This window comes from Nocardioides sp. WG-D5, from assembly GCF_054031175.1.
In genome coordinates this window covers 1892508-1907445 of the sequence record NZ_CM132928.1, presented here as the reverse complement: position 1 = coordinate 1907445, position 14938 = coordinate 1892508, and the positions used below count along the sequence as shown (strand labels likewise).

The 14938-nt window shown below is 66.6% G+C and carries 14 protein-coding genes and 1 pseudogene; 9 read left to right on the top strand and 6 right to left on the bottom strand.

The features are described 5' to 3' along the window. Window positions 1–253 precede the first annotated feature (253 nt). The 4 genes and pseudogenes from mobF to ACWZJV_RS09195 form a co-directional block, all read right to left on the bottom strand. Window positions 254–3745, bottom strand: a complete 3492-nt coding sequence (gene mobF / locus ACWZJV_RS09210; protein ID WP_457181234.1) for a MobF family relaxase — start codon at window positions 3743–3745, stop codon at window positions 254–256. A 955-nt stretch (window positions 3746–4700) separates the two neighbouring features. Continuing rightward, window positions 4701–5461 (bottom strand): annotated as a pseudogene (locus ACWZJV_RS09205) (GNAT family N-acetyltransferase). Window positions 5462–5610: 149 nt separating this feature from the next. Further along, window positions 5611–6270 carry an NADPH-dependent F420 reductase gene (locus ACWZJV_RS09200; RefSeq protein WP_457181233.1) on the bottom strand — a complete coding sequence of 220 codons (660 nt, stop codon included), beginning with the start codon at window positions 6268–6270 and terminating at the stop codon, window positions 5611–5613. Further along, window positions 6254–7000, bottom strand: coding sequence for an SDR family NAD(P)-dependent oxidoreductase (locus tag ACWZJV_RS09195; protein WP_457181232.1), 747 nt, complete (start codon window positions 6998–7000; stop codon window positions 6254–6256). Before ACWZJV_RS09195 ends, ACWZJV_RS09200 begins: the two co-directional genes overlap by 17 nt. A 97-nt stretch (window positions 7001–7097) precedes the next feature. Here ACWZJV_RS09195 and ACWZJV_RS09190 point away from each other — a divergent pair, with 97 nt between their 5' ends. The 3 genes from ACWZJV_RS09190 to ACWZJV_RS09180 all read left to right on the top strand — a co-directional run bounded on the left by ACWZJV_RS09190 (window position 7098) and on the right by ACWZJV_RS09180 (window position 9048). Next, window positions 7098–7688, top strand: a complete 591-nt coding sequence (locus ACWZJV_RS09190) for a TetR/AcrR family transcriptional regulator (RefSeq protein ID WP_457181231.1) — start codon at window positions 7098–7100, stop codon at window positions 7686–7688. A 188-nt stretch (window positions 7689–7876) separates the two neighbouring features. After that, the gene (locus ACWZJV_RS09185; protein WP_457181230.1) at window positions 7877–8740 is read left to right on the top strand and encodes an alpha/beta fold hydrolase; all 864 of its coding nucleotides are present in this window, start codon (window positions 7877–7879) and stop codon (window positions 8738–8740) included. After that, on the top strand, window positions 8737–9048 hold the full coding sequence (locus ACWZJV_RS09180; RefSeq protein WP_457181229.1) for a GNAT family N-acetyltransferase: 312 nt from the start codon (window positions 8737–8739) through the stop codon (window positions 9046–9048). The genes ACWZJV_RS09185 and ACWZJV_RS09180 overlap by 4 nt, the downstream gene beginning before the upstream one ends. On the opposite strand, the gene ACWZJV_RS09175 is transcribed toward ACWZJV_RS09180, so the two are convergent. After that, window positions 9045–9902 (bottom strand): helix-turn-helix domain-containing protein, encoded by an 858-nt coding sequence (locus ACWZJV_RS09175; protein ID WP_457181228.1) that lies wholly within the window; start codon window positions 9900–9902, stop codon window positions 9045–9047. The genes ACWZJV_RS09180 and ACWZJV_RS09175 overlap by 4 nt on opposite strands. Before the next feature lie 272 nt (window positions 9903–10174). Between ACWZJV_RS09175 and ACWZJV_RS09170 the strand changes: the two genes are divergently transcribed. Genes ACWZJV_RS09170 through ACWZJV_RS09160 form a run of 3 tightly spaced genes read left to right on the top strand, consistent with a single transcriptional unit; the run spans window position 10175 to window position 11889 of the window. Further along, window positions 10175–10984: an alpha/beta hydrolase gene (locus ACWZJV_RS09170; RefSeq protein WP_457181227.1), complete on the top strand. Its 810-nt coding sequence runs from the start codon at window positions 10175–10177 to the stop codon at window positions 10982–10984. Beyond that, window positions 10984–11583 (top strand): NADPH-dependent F420 reductase, encoded by a 600-nt coding sequence (locus ACWZJV_RS09165; RefSeq protein WP_457181226.1) that lies wholly within the window; start codon window positions 10984–10986, stop codon window positions 11581–11583. Before ACWZJV_RS09170 ends, ACWZJV_RS09165 begins: the two co-directional genes overlap by 1 nt. A 30-nt stretch (window positions 11584–11613) precedes the next feature. Beyond that, on the top strand, window positions 11614–11889 hold the full coding sequence (locus tag ACWZJV_RS09160) for a (4Fe-4S)-binding protein (protein WP_457181225.1): 276 nt from the start codon (window positions 11614–11616) through the stop codon (window positions 11887–11889). A 201-nt stretch (window positions 11890–12090) separates the two neighbouring features. Here the strand turns inward: ACWZJV_RS09160 and ACWZJV_RS09155 are convergent, their stop codons facing one another. Next, window positions 12091–12834, bottom strand: a complete 744-nt coding sequence (locus ACWZJV_RS09155; RefSeq protein ID WP_457181224.1) for an alpha/beta fold hydrolase — start codon at window positions 12832–12834, stop codon at window positions 12091–12093. 97 nt (window positions 12835–12931) lie between these two features. Between ACWZJV_RS09155 and ACWZJV_RS09150 the strand changes: the two genes are divergently transcribed. The 3 genes from ACWZJV_RS09150 (at window position 12932) to ACWZJV_RS09140 (ending at window position 14893) form a co-directional block, all read left to right on the top strand. Further along, window positions 12932–13816: a helix-turn-helix domain-containing protein gene (locus tag ACWZJV_RS09150; protein WP_457181223.1), complete on the top strand. Its 885-nt coding sequence runs from the start codon at window positions 12932–12934 to the stop codon at window positions 13814–13816. A gap of 2 nt (window positions 13817–13818) precedes the next feature. After that, window positions 13819–14037, top strand: a complete 219-nt coding sequence (locus ACWZJV_RS09145) for a DUF397 domain-containing protein (RefSeq protein WP_457181222.1) — start codon at window positions 13819–13821, stop codon at window positions 14035–14037. Between the two features lie 136 nt (window positions 14038–14173). Beyond that, entirely contained in the window at window positions 14174–14893 is a 720-nt protein-coding gene (locus ACWZJV_RS09140; RefSeq protein WP_457181221.1) for a TetR/AcrR family transcriptional regulator, read from the top strand. Window positions 14894–14938: the final 45 nt, after the last annotated feature.

The following is a 14938-nucleotide window of genomic DNA, read 5'->3' as shown; positions in this document are numbered from 1 at the left end:
GGACTATCGAGCAGAACCGCGGATAGACGCGATCCAGCTCTCGACCCAACTCCGAGTCCGCGAACACGGATTGCGGCACTGCAGGGGCGCGGATGCTGCCGAGAGGATCCGTCGCCAAGGCTGTCGGCAGGGTGAGGGACTCGGGACTAATCGGCAACTCCCAGAGGACCAACAACTTCGTGACCAGCCATGCTCTTGTCGAAAGTTCCTTCGGAGTAGCGGCGACAGGATCCGAACGTGTGACCGTTGTGGGTCACAGGCTGGGCGCCGATGGGCCAGCAGGTCCGGCAGACTCGCGTCGTGACCGCAGCGGGTCGCGCGCGGCGACCTTCCGGACGCGGTAGGTCAGGGCGGCGATGGCATGCCCCTCGGGCAATGCGCCGCTGTGCAGGGCACGGTCTAGCAGTCCGCGCGAGTCGTGACCGCGGCGATGGAGCGTGTCGAGCAGGCGAGCGAGCTCGATGGCCTCGCCTCTGGTGTGGTCGTCCTGGGCCTGGATTCCTGTCTGGCGGAGGATCAGCTCGTGCCAGCGCCGGACCGAGTCGCTGTAGCGACCAGTGAGCTGACGCAGGAGATGGCGTTGGAAGCGGGCGGCGTGCGGGGCGGTGACGGCTGGCCCGGTCGGGCGCGGATCGTCCTCGGGTACGCCGCGGGCGGCCCGCCACAGCGCCACGGTGTCGTGGAGGTCTCCGAGGACATCGGCGTACCGCGTCATCCAGGCAGGACGCTTCCTGCTCTCGAGCGCCGCCGGTATGTCGGCGCCGTCCAGCTGGTCGAGGAAGCCCTGTCTTGTCACCTCGACATTTCGGGAACGAACGGCGAGATATGGGCCCCAGGACTCGTCGCGTGCCAGGTCGGCAGGTATCGCGGGTAGCCAGGGGAGTGGGCCATCGCCGGCCGCGTCGAGGGCATCCTCCCAACCGCTGCCGAGCACTCGTTCTGCTCCAGTGGTGACCGCGTCGGCGTAGCGCACGGCGGCGTCGTGGAGCTGGGTGGACAGGCTTCGGCCGCGGAGGAGCGTGGTGGTGGCCGAGACTGTCGCTCCGTCACGAGCGATCACGTCGTCGAGGATCTGAATCGCGGTCAGTTGCTCTTCCAGCCCGGGAAGCATGCACTGCTCCCGATCGGCCTCGACGGGATCGACCGGTTCGAGCAGCACGTGGACGTGGTTCTCGCGCCGGCCGCGGGTCAGCATCGTGTACAGCGTTTGCCGATCCTCACGGCCGTTGACGATGCCATGGACGACGTCGGCGGTGAGGCCTTGTGCGGTGTGGACGGTGGAGGCGTAGCCGAGTTCGACATGGTCGGCCACGTACTCGGCAGGCAGCACCGCCTTCAGGCCGGTTGCAGCGTGACGGACGGTTAACGCTCCGCGGCGGATGTGGATAATCGTCCAGCGGTCGCCGTTCTTGACCCAGTCGGTGCCGGAGACCGCCAGGCGCCGCTGGTTGTGGCGGGTGATGATGGTGTCGCCGACTGATGCCTGGTTGCCGTCGGCCAGTTCGACCTCGGTCCGCGGCGCGATGTCGGCGAGACGGCTGGATCGGGCCCGGTGGTTGAGCTTGGCGACCATGTCTCGTGTGGGCGCCAGCATGAGTGCGTCCAGTCCGTGGTCTCGGTCGTGTTGCCAGGCGGCGAGGACCTCGGTGATCGTGGTGTCCTCGTCGGCGGTGTGGACTCGGTCGTGGTCGAGGTAGAACCCGATCGCGGCCCGGTCGCCGTCGCGAAGGTCGAGGGATGCGGCAGCCTCGCCGGGGTCGATGAAGCGTACGACTTCGTCGAGGCGGTCGGCTCCGTGCCGGTGGGTGATGTCGCGCAGCACGCCACCGGCGCCGACGGCGGAGAGCTGCTGGTCGTCGCCCAGGAGCCGGATCGTGGCACCGCGCGAGATGCAGAACGCGACTACCCGGTCGAGCGTCAACGTGTCGGCCATTCCCGCCTCGTCGATCACCACCAGGGTCTCTGGTCCGATGCTGCTGCTCAGCCCACTCCCAGTGTTGGTGGGCTGGGTGGCGGCCTCGTCGTCGATCTTCGCGAGGGTCTCGCACGGCAGGCCGGTGGCATCTCGGAGCACCTTCGCCGCGGCCGCCGACGGTGCCAGCCCGATCGCGTCATAACCATTCGTCGTCCAGACTGCCGCCAGCACCTTGACCGCTGTGGTCTTCCCGGACCCGGCAGGTGCCAGTGCGAGCCGGACCCGGTGGCTGCCCCCGGCCAGTGCATGCACCAGTGTGCGTTGCCCGTCATTGAGGCGCACCCCGGCGACCGCGCTGGCGGCCAGGACGATGTCGATCTCCTCCGTAGAGAACGCGAAGTCGCTGCCCAGCCCGGCCGCGTCGACCAGTCGCTGTTCGGCTTGAAGGATCCGCTGGCTGGTGTAGTGATCGGCGCCGGTATGTCGGTAGACGCTGGTTCCATCCGAGCGTCGAAGCCTACTCGGTTGGCGAAGATCGGTCCTCTGATTGATGGGATCGTCGTCCGGTGTGAGCTGCACGGACCTCGTCACGGCCGCTGCGACGACCATGTCGATCATCGCGGGCAAGTCGTCGGCGGCGACCCGTCCGGATGCTGTGGCTCGCACCTGACGCTCCGCCTCGGCCCGCAGATGCCAGCTCTGCCAGGTCGCCCGACGGGTCTCGAGCTCGGCGATGACGGCGACTGCCAATGTTTGGATCACGTGTGGGTCGACGACGCCGGCAGAGGTCGGCCGGCGAACCGCCGGCAACCTTTCCAATACTCCACGGATCATCGCATCGAGGGTCGACTCGCTCCCCAAGAACTCCGATGCCTGGCGGCGCCAGAGCCGCCGCTGATCGGCCTCAGCCCGTGGCTCGTGCTTCGGGGAACGCGTCTCCAGATTGGCCTGCTGCACCAGCCTGAGCCGTTCCGGCTCGGTCGGCGGCCGACCGTGCTCGGAGACGAACGCGCCCACGAGGTCGTCCTCACGGCGATCGATGTCCCGGGCCCGTCGCGACCACGCCCGGCACAGGCCGGCCGAGATACCCACGATCTCGCGGACCGGGCGCCGCTCCCGAGGGCCGATGCGTTCGGCAAACGTGACACCGAGCGCCTCACCGAGCCGGTACTCGAGCGCGGTGTTGTAGGTCTCCGAGATCGCCACCGTGTGCTGAAACAACACCCGGCCATAGACCGTCAACCATCTGCCCGAGTCCATTGCCTGCACCTTGTTCGCGACGGCGACATGGGTATGAAGGTCCGGGTCGCCGGCACGGGAGTCCCGATGGCGGAAGGTGGCCGCGATCAGGCCGCGGGTCTCGACCTGTCGCGCCCCGTCGGTCCCTTCCCGGGAGAACAGCACCTCGCGCTCGACATAGGCTAGCGCGTCGTTGACCGCGGCATCGTGGGCCTGCTCGATCGCGCGCGCGATCTGAGGTGGCGCGACTGCCCATAGCGCCGATACGGACTTCACCGGACTGAAGGTCAGGTCGAACCCGGCCACTCCGTCCGACCGTGTCCGCCGACCCAACGCTCGCCCACTGACGGGATGCTCCCCGACACCGAACAGGTGGCCCATCTGTTCGGCTGTCACCACATCGCCCGCGTTGATCCCGTCCGGGCCAGCGAAGGCGTCGAGCCCCGATCCCAACCACTGGCCAGGCGTCTCGCCCTTGGCCTCGTAGTAGTCAGCTAGGGCGGTGGCGCCGAGCTCGGTGGAGTCACCCGTCGCCACCTGGCGGGTCAGGTACTCATACCCCGAGCCCGCGGCCAGCTTGTGGATCGTCATGGTCACGTAACCCAAGGGGCAGGGGAGGACCGCGAGTGGCCGAGGGGAGTGGGAATGAAAGAGGTCTGTCGTGTTTTTCTGTCGTCGGGCGCATCCGCTGGTGTCCAGATGGTTACCGAGCGCCCACTGACGGAGCAGTCGGGGTGACTTCTCCCTGCTCGCGAGGTGGGGAAGTGACACCACGATGGCGCCGTCGGTGCCGCGGCCCCCGGCGATCGACCCGGGGTTCGCGGTTCTAACTGTCGGTGGAGTCTCCACTGTCGTCGGTATCGGTGGGTCCACCCCCGGCGAGCGTCCCACGAAGTTGCAGGGGTGCCCTGGCCGTTTCTGATTCCCGGTCCTGTTGCACACGTCGGTGGTCTGGAGGATGCTGAAACGATGACAACGCAAGCAGAGCCGGACGCCGATGAACAGCGGCGCTGCTGGTGTTGTGACAAGGAGTTTCCCGCCGGAGAAGTCGTCCAGCTTGGCGCTCATCCCGAGGTCGCGCTCTGCTTCGACTGCGCCCGATGGGTACGTCGTCGGGCGCACCTGCGTGCCAACGCAGGGCGCCGTGGGATGCGCGTGGGATTGCGTCGCAGTCTGGCTCAGATGCGTGCTGCCGTGATCGGTCGTGGCTGGCACGAACGCCCGGTGATTGGCCCGGTCCTCCGATGGATCGACCGGAGACTGCCATGAGGTGCCTGCCGCGCCTCGGGGCCTGAGCGTTGATCTGCCGTTACATCGATCGCGACATGGTGGGCCCACCCTGAGCATGTCAGAGCGGGCCCGCGCGGGCCCGCCGCTGCCACCTAGTGGGTCCGACCTTTACGAAGGTGGCTGACCCGGTCCTCGGACGGTAGATCGGGACGCTCGACCTGGCACCCGCCATCGCGCCCGATACCTGATCTGAGGTAGCACTATCTGGAAGGTGACGGTCCCTTCTTGGAGCCGGACCTGGAGTCGGGCAGCACGCTCACCCGGCTGCGCGCGGCCAATCGTCTTCGAGCAGTGAGAAGGAGACGCTGTCGCGCCAGGCCCCGTTGGCGTGTACGTGGTCGCGGATCGTGCCCTCACGCTGGAAGCCGAGCGACTCGGCCAGCCGCATGCTGGCAATGTTCTCGGGGCCGATGTTGGCGGTCGGTCGGTGCAGGTCGAGGTCATCGAACCCGGACTCGATCATTCGCGACACCGCCGTACGAGCGAAGCCGCGGCCCTTCCACTCGGATCGCATGCATAACCCAGGTCAGCGGCCTTGACTCCTCCCGGGCCGAGACGGACGGACCCGATGACAACCCCGGGCGAGGCCGATTCAGTGATGGCGAGGTAGTACTCGCAGCGCGGAGTGTCGAGTTGTCGCTCCAGGATCCCGTCGAGCATGGCCTGCGCCTCATCTCGATCACGAGATGCGAAGCTGAGCCAGTACCTGACCCGGTCATCTCCGACAATCGCGAGTACGCCGTCGGTGTCACTCGCCTCGAAGTCCCGGAAAACTAGCGACCCCGCAGTCAGCCTGGTTGGCTGTGACGGCGGACGCGCTGCCTGGTCGACGAGCTCGGACTGGTGCTGGCGGTGGGGTGCGATTGCGGCCAGGTTGGCCTCGGGTGACCGGTGGCCGCTCGGCGGCCGGTACGAGTTGGCCCACCTGCTGGTGCCGGGACGCTCTTTGCGCCCATGCGGGTACTGACCGCCCCGCCGGTGGGACTGCTGCAGTGGCTTGCCAACCGCCCTGAACACCTTTCCTCGCGGCTGGATTCCTCCCGAAATGACGACATGGGAATGACAGTTATCATGTCATTCTCGCAGCACCGCGCCATCAGGTGTTGCACCCGCCACGGGCGCCTTCTCTAAGCCGAAGACGCCCGCAGTCGTACGCACCTGCGCTCTTAGCGCTCGAGACGGAGGCGCAGGGTAGGCAGCGGCCCGCCGGGGAAGTGCAGGAGCGGGCCGCCGACGGCAAGTGGGCCGAGGTCAATCGGTGCCCAGCCGGCCTTGGTAGCCAGCGCGGTGACTGTGCGGTTCGCGGTCTTGTCGTCGCCGGAGATGAAGACCACGCGTCGGCCGGCTGCGGTCGGATCGGCACCGAGGTCTGCAGGTGTCAGCGTGCCGAACGCCTTGACGACCTTCGCGCCTGGGACGAGCTTCTCCACGAGCTGCGTGCTCGAGGCCGCATCCCCGAGGTTCGCGGGGCGGAAGTCCGGAGCGCTGAGCGGGTTGGTCGGGTCGATGACGATCTTCCCGTCCCAGTCGGTGATGCCGGTTTTTGCCACCGCCGCCTCGAGGCGGTTCCACGGAACGGCGAGGACGACGATCTCCGCCTTTCCGGCTTCGGTGATGTCGACTGCGGTGACACGGTCATCCGGGACGCGGACCGTGTGGGCGCCCCGGCTGTTCGCGAGCAGGATCTGCGAACCGGTGGTGGCGAGTCGGCGAGCGAGGGCAGAGCCGATTCCGCCGGCGCCGATGATTCCGATGCTGGTCATGTTGATCTCCTGTTTCTGTATTGGTTCGTCGTCGTGCGAGTTGTACTTAGACAGCGAAGCCACCGTCGACGTCCCAGCTGGTGCCCGTGACGAACCGGGCCTCGGGGCGGACGAGGTAGGCGACGGCGCTGGCGATGTCGGTTGGCTGTGCGTAGTGCCCGAGCGGCATCAGGGACTTCATCGCCTCGGCGAAATCGCCCTCGTCGGGGTTCATCTCGGTGGCTGTCGGACCGGGCTGCACGGTGTTGACCGTGATGCCTCGCGGACCCAGCTCGCGCGCCAGGCCTCGTGTCAGGCCTGCGACCGCGGCCTTCGTCAGCGAGTAGACGGCGATTCCGGGGACCGGGACACGGTCGGCGTTGATCGAGCCGATGGTCACGATCCGTCCGCCGCGCGGCAGATGCGGGACGGCGGCCTGGATGGTGTTGAAGACACCGCGGACGTTGACAGCCACCAGGCGGTCGAACTCCTCGGCAGGGAACTCCTCGATGGGAGCCACGTGTGCGACTCCGGCGTTGTTGACCAGGATGTCGAGGCCGCCATGGACCGCGACCACCTCAGCGACGGTGTCGCGTACCGCTTCGGCGTCGACGCTGTCGGTCTCAACCGCTCGGGCTACGCCGCCTGCGGCGCTGATGCGCTCGACGACCGCCTTGGCCGCTTCCTCGTCAGCGACGTACGTGAACACAACTGCCGCACCGTCAGCAGCAAGGCGCTCCACGATCGAGGCTCCGATGCCACGCGAGCCGCCGGTCACGAGCGCCGTCTTGCCAGCGAGAGGCTGGTGGGACATGTCTTACTCCTCTAATTAGTAATCGATCGGTTCGGTTATCATTGATCGGAACTGTGTCCGCCCGCCGTCTATTCCGACCGACTCAAGGAGTTCTCCGATGCCCGCTGGCCGCCCTCGTTCGTTCGACATCGACGAGACACTCGATGTCGCGATGCGCCTGTTCTGGCGCGACGGATACGAGGGGGTGTCGTTGAGCGACCTGACAGAGGCGATGGGGATCAACCGCCGCAGCCTGTATGCGGCCTACGGCAACAAGGAAACGCTGTTTACTCTGGCGACTCAGCGCTACCTCGAGGGACCGGGGTCCTTCGTGGCCGAGGCGCTGGAGGAGTCGACGGCCTACGGTGTTGCTGCCCGGCTGCTGCACGGCTGTGCGGATGCCTACACCTCCCCTGGATCCCCGCGAGGATGCCTCTTAGTGCAGTCGGCCTTGGCATGCAGCCCAGATGACGAAGGCGTACGTCGTCTGTTGGCCGGGCATCGGGAGGCCGGCGTCGCGGCGTTGGAGGATCGCTTGGTACGCGCTCGCGATGACGGTGATCTCGGCGAGAACGCCGATCCTCATGCGCTCGCGAGGATGCTGACCGCAATCGGGCAAGGTATCTCGGTACAGGCCACGGGCGGGGCTTCCCGAACTGAGTTGCACGAGCTAGCCGACCAGGCACTCCGGGTATGGCCGACCGCCTGAGCCACTTGCCCTGACCTACTCGACCTGGACCGCCCGCTGGGCCGTGCGCAGATAGCGGTCGTGGTTCCGTTGCGGCCCCATCTCGGCGGCACTTTTTGACTGTGCGCGCACGGGCGCGTGCGGAGTGCTGTCGCTCGACTCCGCCTGATCTTAGGGTCGCGGTGTCCCCCGATGGATAGGAGCCAGCGATGCGAGGACAGAAGAGACGTTCTGGTGGACACCGGACCCTGACGTCATTGGTGATGGCGGTCGGCCTGATGACTGCCTCTATCGGTGGTAGCGCGGCGGCGCACTTACCGACCACTGCAGGCGCCGTCGAGAACGCAAACTCAAGCCCGACCATCGTTCTGGTGCATGGCGCGTGGGCCGACGGCAGCGGCTGGGCTGGGGTCATCAACCAGCTGGTCGACCGCGGTTACCGGGTCGTCTCCCCGGCCAATCCGTTGCGTGGGCTGGCCAGCGACGCGCACTACCTGCGGACCTACCTGGACACCTCGGTACCAGGTCCGGTGATCCTGGTCGGTCACTCCTACGGCGGCGCTGTGATGTCGGTGGCAGCCGAGGGTGACCCCGACGTGAGGGCATTGGTGTACGTCGACGCCTTCGCCCCAGCAGAAGGCGAGAGCATCCTGCACATCCTTGACCCGCAAGGTCAGCTCGACCCGAGCACCCTCTTCGACTTCGTTCCACTCTCCGCGGAGGAGGGCGACGTCGATCTGTACCTCAAGCCGGAGGTCTTCCCGGTCGCGTTTGCCAACGGCATCGGGCCGAGCCAGCAAACCGTGCTCGCGGCGACGCAGCGCCCAATCCGGCTCCAGGCCCTGGCCGAACCGGCGGCTGCGCCGGCATGGGATGACGTGGACAGCTACTACGTCCTCGGAACCGAGGACCACATCATCCCCGAGGCACTCCAACATCAGATGGCAGCGCGCGCAGACTCCGACATCGTCCGAATCAAGGCAGGCCACCTGTCGATGATCAGCGACCCGAAGGTCGTGGCGACCACCATCATCCGCGCGGCCAAGGAGACCCGATCCGGGGCCGGCGGATGACCGTCGCTGACGGGGAAGGACTCCGCGTCGTCGACAACCGCGACATGAACCGGTTCGAGATCCAGGTCGCCGGCGAGGCCGTCGGTTTCGCGGAGTACCAGCGAACCAGCGAGCTGGTGGTCTTCACCCACACCGAGGTCGCGCACGGCCTTGAGGGCAACGGACTGGCCACCCAACTGATCCGGAGCTCGCTGGACTCCGTCCGCGCCGAGGGGCTCCGGGTGATGCCACTGTGCCCGTTCGTGATCGCTCTGATGGCGAGCGAAAGGGAGTACGCCGACCTGGACTTCCGTCACGCCCGGCCCTAGATGCGACCAGTTCCAAGGCGGTCGGTTGATGCATCGTGTCGCCACTCTCGTGGCGTCATGTCGTAGGCGTTTCGGAAGGCGCGGCTGAAGTGGGCACCACTCACGAAGCCTGTCGTGTGAGCGACGTCGGTGATCGTCAGCCGTCCCTCAGCCAGCAGTCGACGGCTCCACCGCAGTCGGGCATCTTGGATGGTTCGGCCCACGGTGAGCTCCTCAGCCGCGAAGAGCTGATGCAGATACCGAAGCGAGATCCGATGCTGCGCGGCGATGGCGGCCGGCGTCAGGTCGCTCGAGCCCAGGTTGGCCGCCATGAACGCCCTGATCCGGATCATCAGGGCTCGCCGGGCTGCGTCGGGCTGGGTGGCGGTATTGATCGCCTCGCCGAGCAACGAGCCGAGAACCGTGGTGACGTCCTCGGCCAGACGCGTCCTGGGATCGGGCACAAGAACCGGAGGTGGAGCGGACAGCTGCGCCATGAGTCGCGGCAGCACGCCCGTGAGCGGGTGATGCCGCAAGATCGGCTCGCCCAACAGGCCGGCCAGATCCCGCTCGGCCAGGCCCAAGTCGGCCTTGTTGAACTGGAAGTGCCGGACTCCGAACGGATCGGGCAGGTCCAGGTCGTAGGGACGGGTCGCATCGAGCAGGGTCAGCTCGCCGGCACCCGCGAAGTGGTCGCGACCGGCCTGCTGAAACCGTGCCCGTCCACGGGTGAGCACGGTGACGATCAGCGTGTCCCTGGGCTCGGCGGCGATGTGACGCCACGTCCGGGTCGCCTGGAACGGCGGACCGAGAGGATCGACGGCAACGAACACGTTCCCGACATGGTGAAAGCGCGCCGGCTTGGTGCGCTCCATCTCGCTCGTAGAGCGCCGCTCAGACTGTACGAACGGCGCCGCCCGTGGCCCATCTGCGCCCATAGGCGTCTCACCCCACCCTCCGCTGCCAGCACTCAGCAGGGAACTCGATCGTAGAGCCGCAGACCCCGCCGTCGCTCGGGAATGAACAGCCAAATTTCCAACGCAGATCCGGCGCAACCTCGTCCAGTTTCTGGTGCACGCAGAGTCAAATGCGACCACGAGCGCCGCCCTAGCATTTCGAGCATCGCCGAGTCACGAAGGAGCTGATGATGACGAATATCGTCTTCTTGCATGGGCTATGGATCTCCAAGGAAGCCTGGGGACCATGGATCGACCACTTTGCCGAGCACGGTTACCCCGCCACGGCCCCGGCATGGCCCGGAGAGGCCGACACCATCGAGCAGACCCGGGCCAACCCCGACGCTCAGGCCGGATACGGCATCGATGACCTGACCGACCACTTCACCACGCAGCTGCAAGCCCTGCCCGAGCGGCCCGTGGTCATCGGGCACTCCTTCGGCGGGCTCATCGCCGAGAAGCTCCTCGGTCGCGACTGCATCGCCGGCGCCGTAGCCATCGACCCCGCACCGATCAAGGGCGTCAAGCCGCTGCCGTTCAGCCAGCTCAAGTCTGCGTTCCCGGTTCTGGGCAACCCCGCGAACAAGAGCAAGGCCAAGGCCCTCACCGTCGAGCAGTTCCGCTACGGCTTCGGCAACGCCCTCGACCCAGCCGAATCCGACGCCCTATGGGAGAAGTGGAACATCCCCTCGCCGGGCAAGCCGCTCTTCGAGGCCGGCTTCGCCAACTTCTCCCCGAACTCGCCGGCCAAGGTCGACACCGCCAACGAGACCCGCGGACCGCTGCTGATCCTGTCCGGCACCGCCGACCACACGGTGCCCGACGTCTCCACCCGCGGCACGTTCAAGCAGTACCGGGACTCAGCAGCCGACACCGAGCTGACCCAGATCGAGGGCCGTGGACACTCGCTGACGATCGACAACGGCTGGAAGGAAGTCGCCGACATCGTCCTCAAGTGGCTAGCCGAGAAGGGCTTCACGCCCACCCCCAAGGCCAGCTGATGAGCATCGGATTTCTCGGGACCGGCGCCATCGGCGGTGCCGTGGCAGGCCTGCTTGCCCGCAGTGGCGCCACCGACATCGTGGTCAGCAACAGCCGCGGCGCTGCCAGCATCAAACCCCTGGCCGACCGGCTCGGGCCGGCGGTCACCCCCGGAGACGCCACGCAGGCTGTTGCCTGCGACCTCGTCTTCCTCTCCGTCCCCTGGAGCAAGGTGCCCTCGGCCCTCGCGAACGGCACGGACTGGTCCGGCAAGATCCTGGTCGACACCACGAACCCGCTCGAGGCACCCACCTTCCGCAAAGCCGACCTCGCCGGGAGAACCTCGAGCGAGGTGGTCGCCTCCCACGCACCCGGAGCGACAGTCGTCAAGGCCTTCAACCATCTCCAACCAGATGCGTACGACAGCGGCCCCACCGTCGCCGGAGGCCGGCGCCTGCTGTTCGTCTCCAGCGACGACACGACTGCGAAACAGACCATCCTCGACCTGATCGCCAAGACCGGGTTCGTCGGCATCGACCTCGGCACCCTCGCCGCCGGCGGGGCACTCCACGAGTTCCCCGGAGGAGTCCTCCCCGCCCGGAACTTCATAGAGATCTAGCAGCAAACCAACCGACAACCCGGAGACGTGATGGGCATCGATGACGACAACACACCCGCCTACGGCGACTCGATCCGTGAGTACAGCGCCCCCGGAGTCGTGGTGACGTGGGAGAAGGAGCGCTGCGAGCACGCCGCAGAATGTGTTCGTGGCCTTCCGCTCGTGTTCAGGCCGGAACGTCGCCCATGGATCGATGCCCACCACGCGACCGTCGACGACCTCGTCGAAACCATCGACCGGTGTCCGAGCTACGCCCTGGGCTACCGCACCGATGATGGCCGCGCACGAGCGTTTCCTGCTCCCTGAGATCCGCGGCGGGTGCGTTGCGGACTCTCTGATCGCGGCCCGCTGCGACACTTATCATGTCGTCGGACATCACACACCTAGTGATGGTCGTCTCGCTTTGCGTCATCAAGTTCGACAGTGCAATCGGGACCTAGGCATGCCTGCCAAGGCCCGATCCGCGTTAACGACCCACTTCATGCGCGGCCGCATGAACAATGTTCGTCACACGACGGTGCTGACCTGACGGATCGCCTTGGCGACCAGATCCGGGTCATCGCGTTGCACATAGTGCCCACCGACCTGGGCGGTGACGAGGTCGCCGCCCAGACGTTTAGCCAAGGCAGCCTGATTCTTCTGCCAGCGGTCGTCGAGCTCGGAGAGTGTGTAGGGCTGCCAGAAGTCAGGCGTCTTGGACTCCAGCCACCGACCGGGCCGGCTCGCCACGACAACAGTCGGGCGCAGCGGAACCGACTCGCGGATCTGCGCCAGATCGCGGACCGAGGCAGCCATGTCGAAGGGGATCGTTCCCGGTCCCTCACCATCATCGATCACCGGATGACCGACATCGAGAAATAGCTGAGCGTCGCTCGCGTCCACGAAGACAAGCCCTGCCGTCTCACCCGGCCACTCGGCCGCGAAGACTTCACAGATCAGCCCACCAAACGAGTGACCCACCAGCACCCACGGCGGGTCAATCCCAGCCGCAGCAAGCAATGCGTGCAGCTCGTGCGCCGCCGCGCGCACACCACGAGGCTCTGTGACTGGGGCCGGGTCGCTCTCTCCCAAGCCAGGGCGTGCATAGCAGACGAGCGACAGTCCGGACAGCAGCGGGATCACCTCGCCGAAGCCGTCACTGCTGTGATCGCCGGTGCCCGAGACGAGGACCACGGCGGGTCCACCCACGCCGTCCGTTGACGTATCGACCTTGAGCCGGTAGTCCCCGACACTGAACAGTCCGGCAGTCATGACCGCGATGGTACAGCGAGCGCTCTGGCACCTCCAGGCCCTAGACTGCATCAGACTGCATAAGAGCCCGGGTCCTTTCCGGGTTGGAAGGATCCCCGTGGAACTGTCACCGATCCAGCGACGCCGAGCGCTCGGCGCGGAGTTGCGTCGCCTTCGCAGCGCCGCTGGGCTGTCTGGAATGCAGCTGGGTGCGCAGCTCGGAACATCTCAGGCCAGGGTCTCCCGCGTCGAGACCAGCGTGACGGTGAAACCGAGCATCGACCTGGTCACCCGGTGGTTGGACGCCGTCAAAGCCGACAAAGAAGAGCGCGCCAAGGTCCTCAAGTTGGCCGAGTCCGTGCTCACCGAGGTAGGCAGTTGGCAGGCCGTCCACCGAGGCACCCTTGAAGAACGCCAAAGGCAACTGCTGGCCATGGACGACCTTGCATCCGAGATCCGCCACTTCCAGCCCTTCCTCGTGCCCGGCCCACTCCAGACTCCCGAGTACGCCCACGCGGTCATCGAGGCATCACACCTCACCGCGAACACCGACGTCGACGCAGCCGTGGCGGCACGTATGGAACGTGGCGAACGGCTACGCGACCCGAACATCGACGGCCCCGCCTATCACGTAGTCGCGACCGAGACGGCAGTCCGCTGGGTGCCCATGGCACAACACGACGTACGCCTGCGCCAGTGGGCACATCTGGCCGAGTTCGCACAGGCGCCGAGGGTGACGATCCAGGTGATCCCCCAGGACGCACCGATGTCGATGCCGCCCTTGAGCGGCTTCGTGTGGGTCAAGTTCCGCGACTATGAGGAGCACGTTCAGATCGAGACGCCGAGTCACGGCGTCACCGTCGCAGGAACGGACGACCTCAAGATCTACGCCATCGTCTGGGAGCAGATGCTTCGCGCGGCACTTTCGCCCGAAGAGTCTCAGACCTGGCTTAGCCTGCTAGCGCAGGATCAAGTTGCACCAACCCAACAAGAAGGAGATTGATCATGCTGAGCCCTGACCGACCCTCCCTGGAGGAGTTCACCAACTGGCGCAAGGCCGACACCAGCGGCAACGACGGCGGCTGCATCGAGGTTGCCAACGGCCCACAAGGCTGGAAGGCCGTGCGCGACTCAACCGACCCGACCGGCCCCGCCCTGATCTTCAACGCCCACGAATGGGCTTGCTTCCTTGACGGCGCCCGAAAGGGCGAGTTCGACCGCTAGGAGAAGGTGCTAGTCGTTGCCATTCATTGTATAGAACTGCATAATCGTCTATGCAGTTCTATACGATGGAGGCGAAGGCAGTGGCGACAACCGCCGACGAACACACAGTCCAGTGGCGACCGGTCTCGGTGCTCGCATGAGATCCCGTCAGGCAAGCCCCGGACGACCACGACACATCCCGACCACCAGCACTGCATCGCCGCGCGACCAGGTGCTCAACGCGGCCGCAGAGCTGTTCGTAGCACGGGGGTTTGCCGCTACCTCGACCCGGGAGATCGCCGAACAGGTCGGCATTCGGCAGGCCTCGCTCTACTACCACTTCGCCGGGAAGGACGAGATCCTCGCTGAGCTCCTGCAGCGCTCCGTACGTCCCACGGTCGACAAGGTTGCCAAGATCGAGGCCTTGGTCCCACCCGAGACCCACGAGACCGCGCTCTACCTGCTCACCCTCATCGACGTCCGCACTCTGGCTGAGTCACCCCACAACGAGGGCATCCTCTACGGGCAGGCCGATGTGGCCAACAGCGAGGTCTACGCCGAGTTCCGCGACGCACGCCAAGAACTCATCGACGCCTACGGCCGACTCGGCCTGCAGATCGCCTCGCCCAACGTCGCCGCCGACCTCGACGCCCGAGATCTCGGCGAGATGCTGATGCACTCCGTCGAGGTCGTCACCGCCATCCGCAGCGCTGGGCGGACAGTGACCCCCGCACGTGCGCATCGCATCGCCGCAGCGGCTCTTAGGACGTGCGACGTGCCCACGGAGACCATCGCTTCCGCGGCCTCGGCGGCATCCGAACTCCATGTCGAGTTCCAACACGAACCCGCCAGCCCCTCAGCGGAGAAGACCCTCTAGATCTCCTCGCCGGCCCATCGCCTCAACTGGCCGTCGCGGCGGGTT

Coding starts and splice junctions, on each gene's coding strand:
- mobF (WP_457181234.1), bottom strand. CDS start 3,745: ATGACGATCCACAAGCTGGCCGCGGGCTCGGGGTATGAGTACCTGACC.
- ACWZJV_RS09195 (WP_457181232.1), bottom strand. CDS start 7,000: ATGTCCCACCAGCCTCTCGCTGGCAAGACGGCGCTCGTGACCGGCGGC.
- ACWZJV_RS09190 (WP_457181231.1), top strand. CDS start 7,098: ATGCCCGCTGGCCGCCCTCGTTCGTTCGACATCGACGAGACACTCGAT.
- ACWZJV_RS09185 (WP_457181230.1), top strand. CDS start 7,877: ATGCGAGGACAGAAGAGACGTTCTGGTGGACACCGGACCCTGACGTCA.
- ACWZJV_RS09180 (WP_457181229.1), top strand. CDS start 8,737: ATGACCGTCGCTGACGGGGAAGGACTCCGCGTCGTCGACAACCGCGAC.
- ACWZJV_RS09175 (WP_457181228.1), bottom strand. CDS start 9,902: ATGGAGCGCACCAAGCCGGCGCGCTTTCACCATGTCGGGAACGTGTTC.
- ACWZJV_RS09170 (WP_457181227.1), top strand. CDS start 10,175: ATGACGAATATCGTCTTCTTGCATGGGCTATGGATCTCCAAGGAAGCC.
- ACWZJV_RS09165 (WP_457181226.1), top strand. CDS start 10,984: ATGAGCATCGGATTTCTCGGGACCGGCGCCATCGGCGGTGCCGTGGCA.
- ACWZJV_RS09160 (WP_457181225.1), top strand. CDS start 11,614: ATGGGCATCGATGACGACAACACACCCGCCTACGGCGACTCGATCCGT.
- ACWZJV_RS09155 (WP_457181224.1), bottom strand. CDS start 12,834: ATGACTGCCGGACTGTTCAGTGTCGGGGACTACCGGCTCAAGGTCGAT.
- ACWZJV_RS09145 (WP_457181222.1), top strand. CDS start 13,819: ATGCTGAGCCCTGACCGACCCTCCCTGGAGGAGTTCACCAACTGGCGC.
- ACWZJV_RS09140 (WP_457181221.1), top strand. CDS start 14,174: ATGAGATCCCGTCAGGCAAGCCCCGGACGACCACGACACATCCCGACC.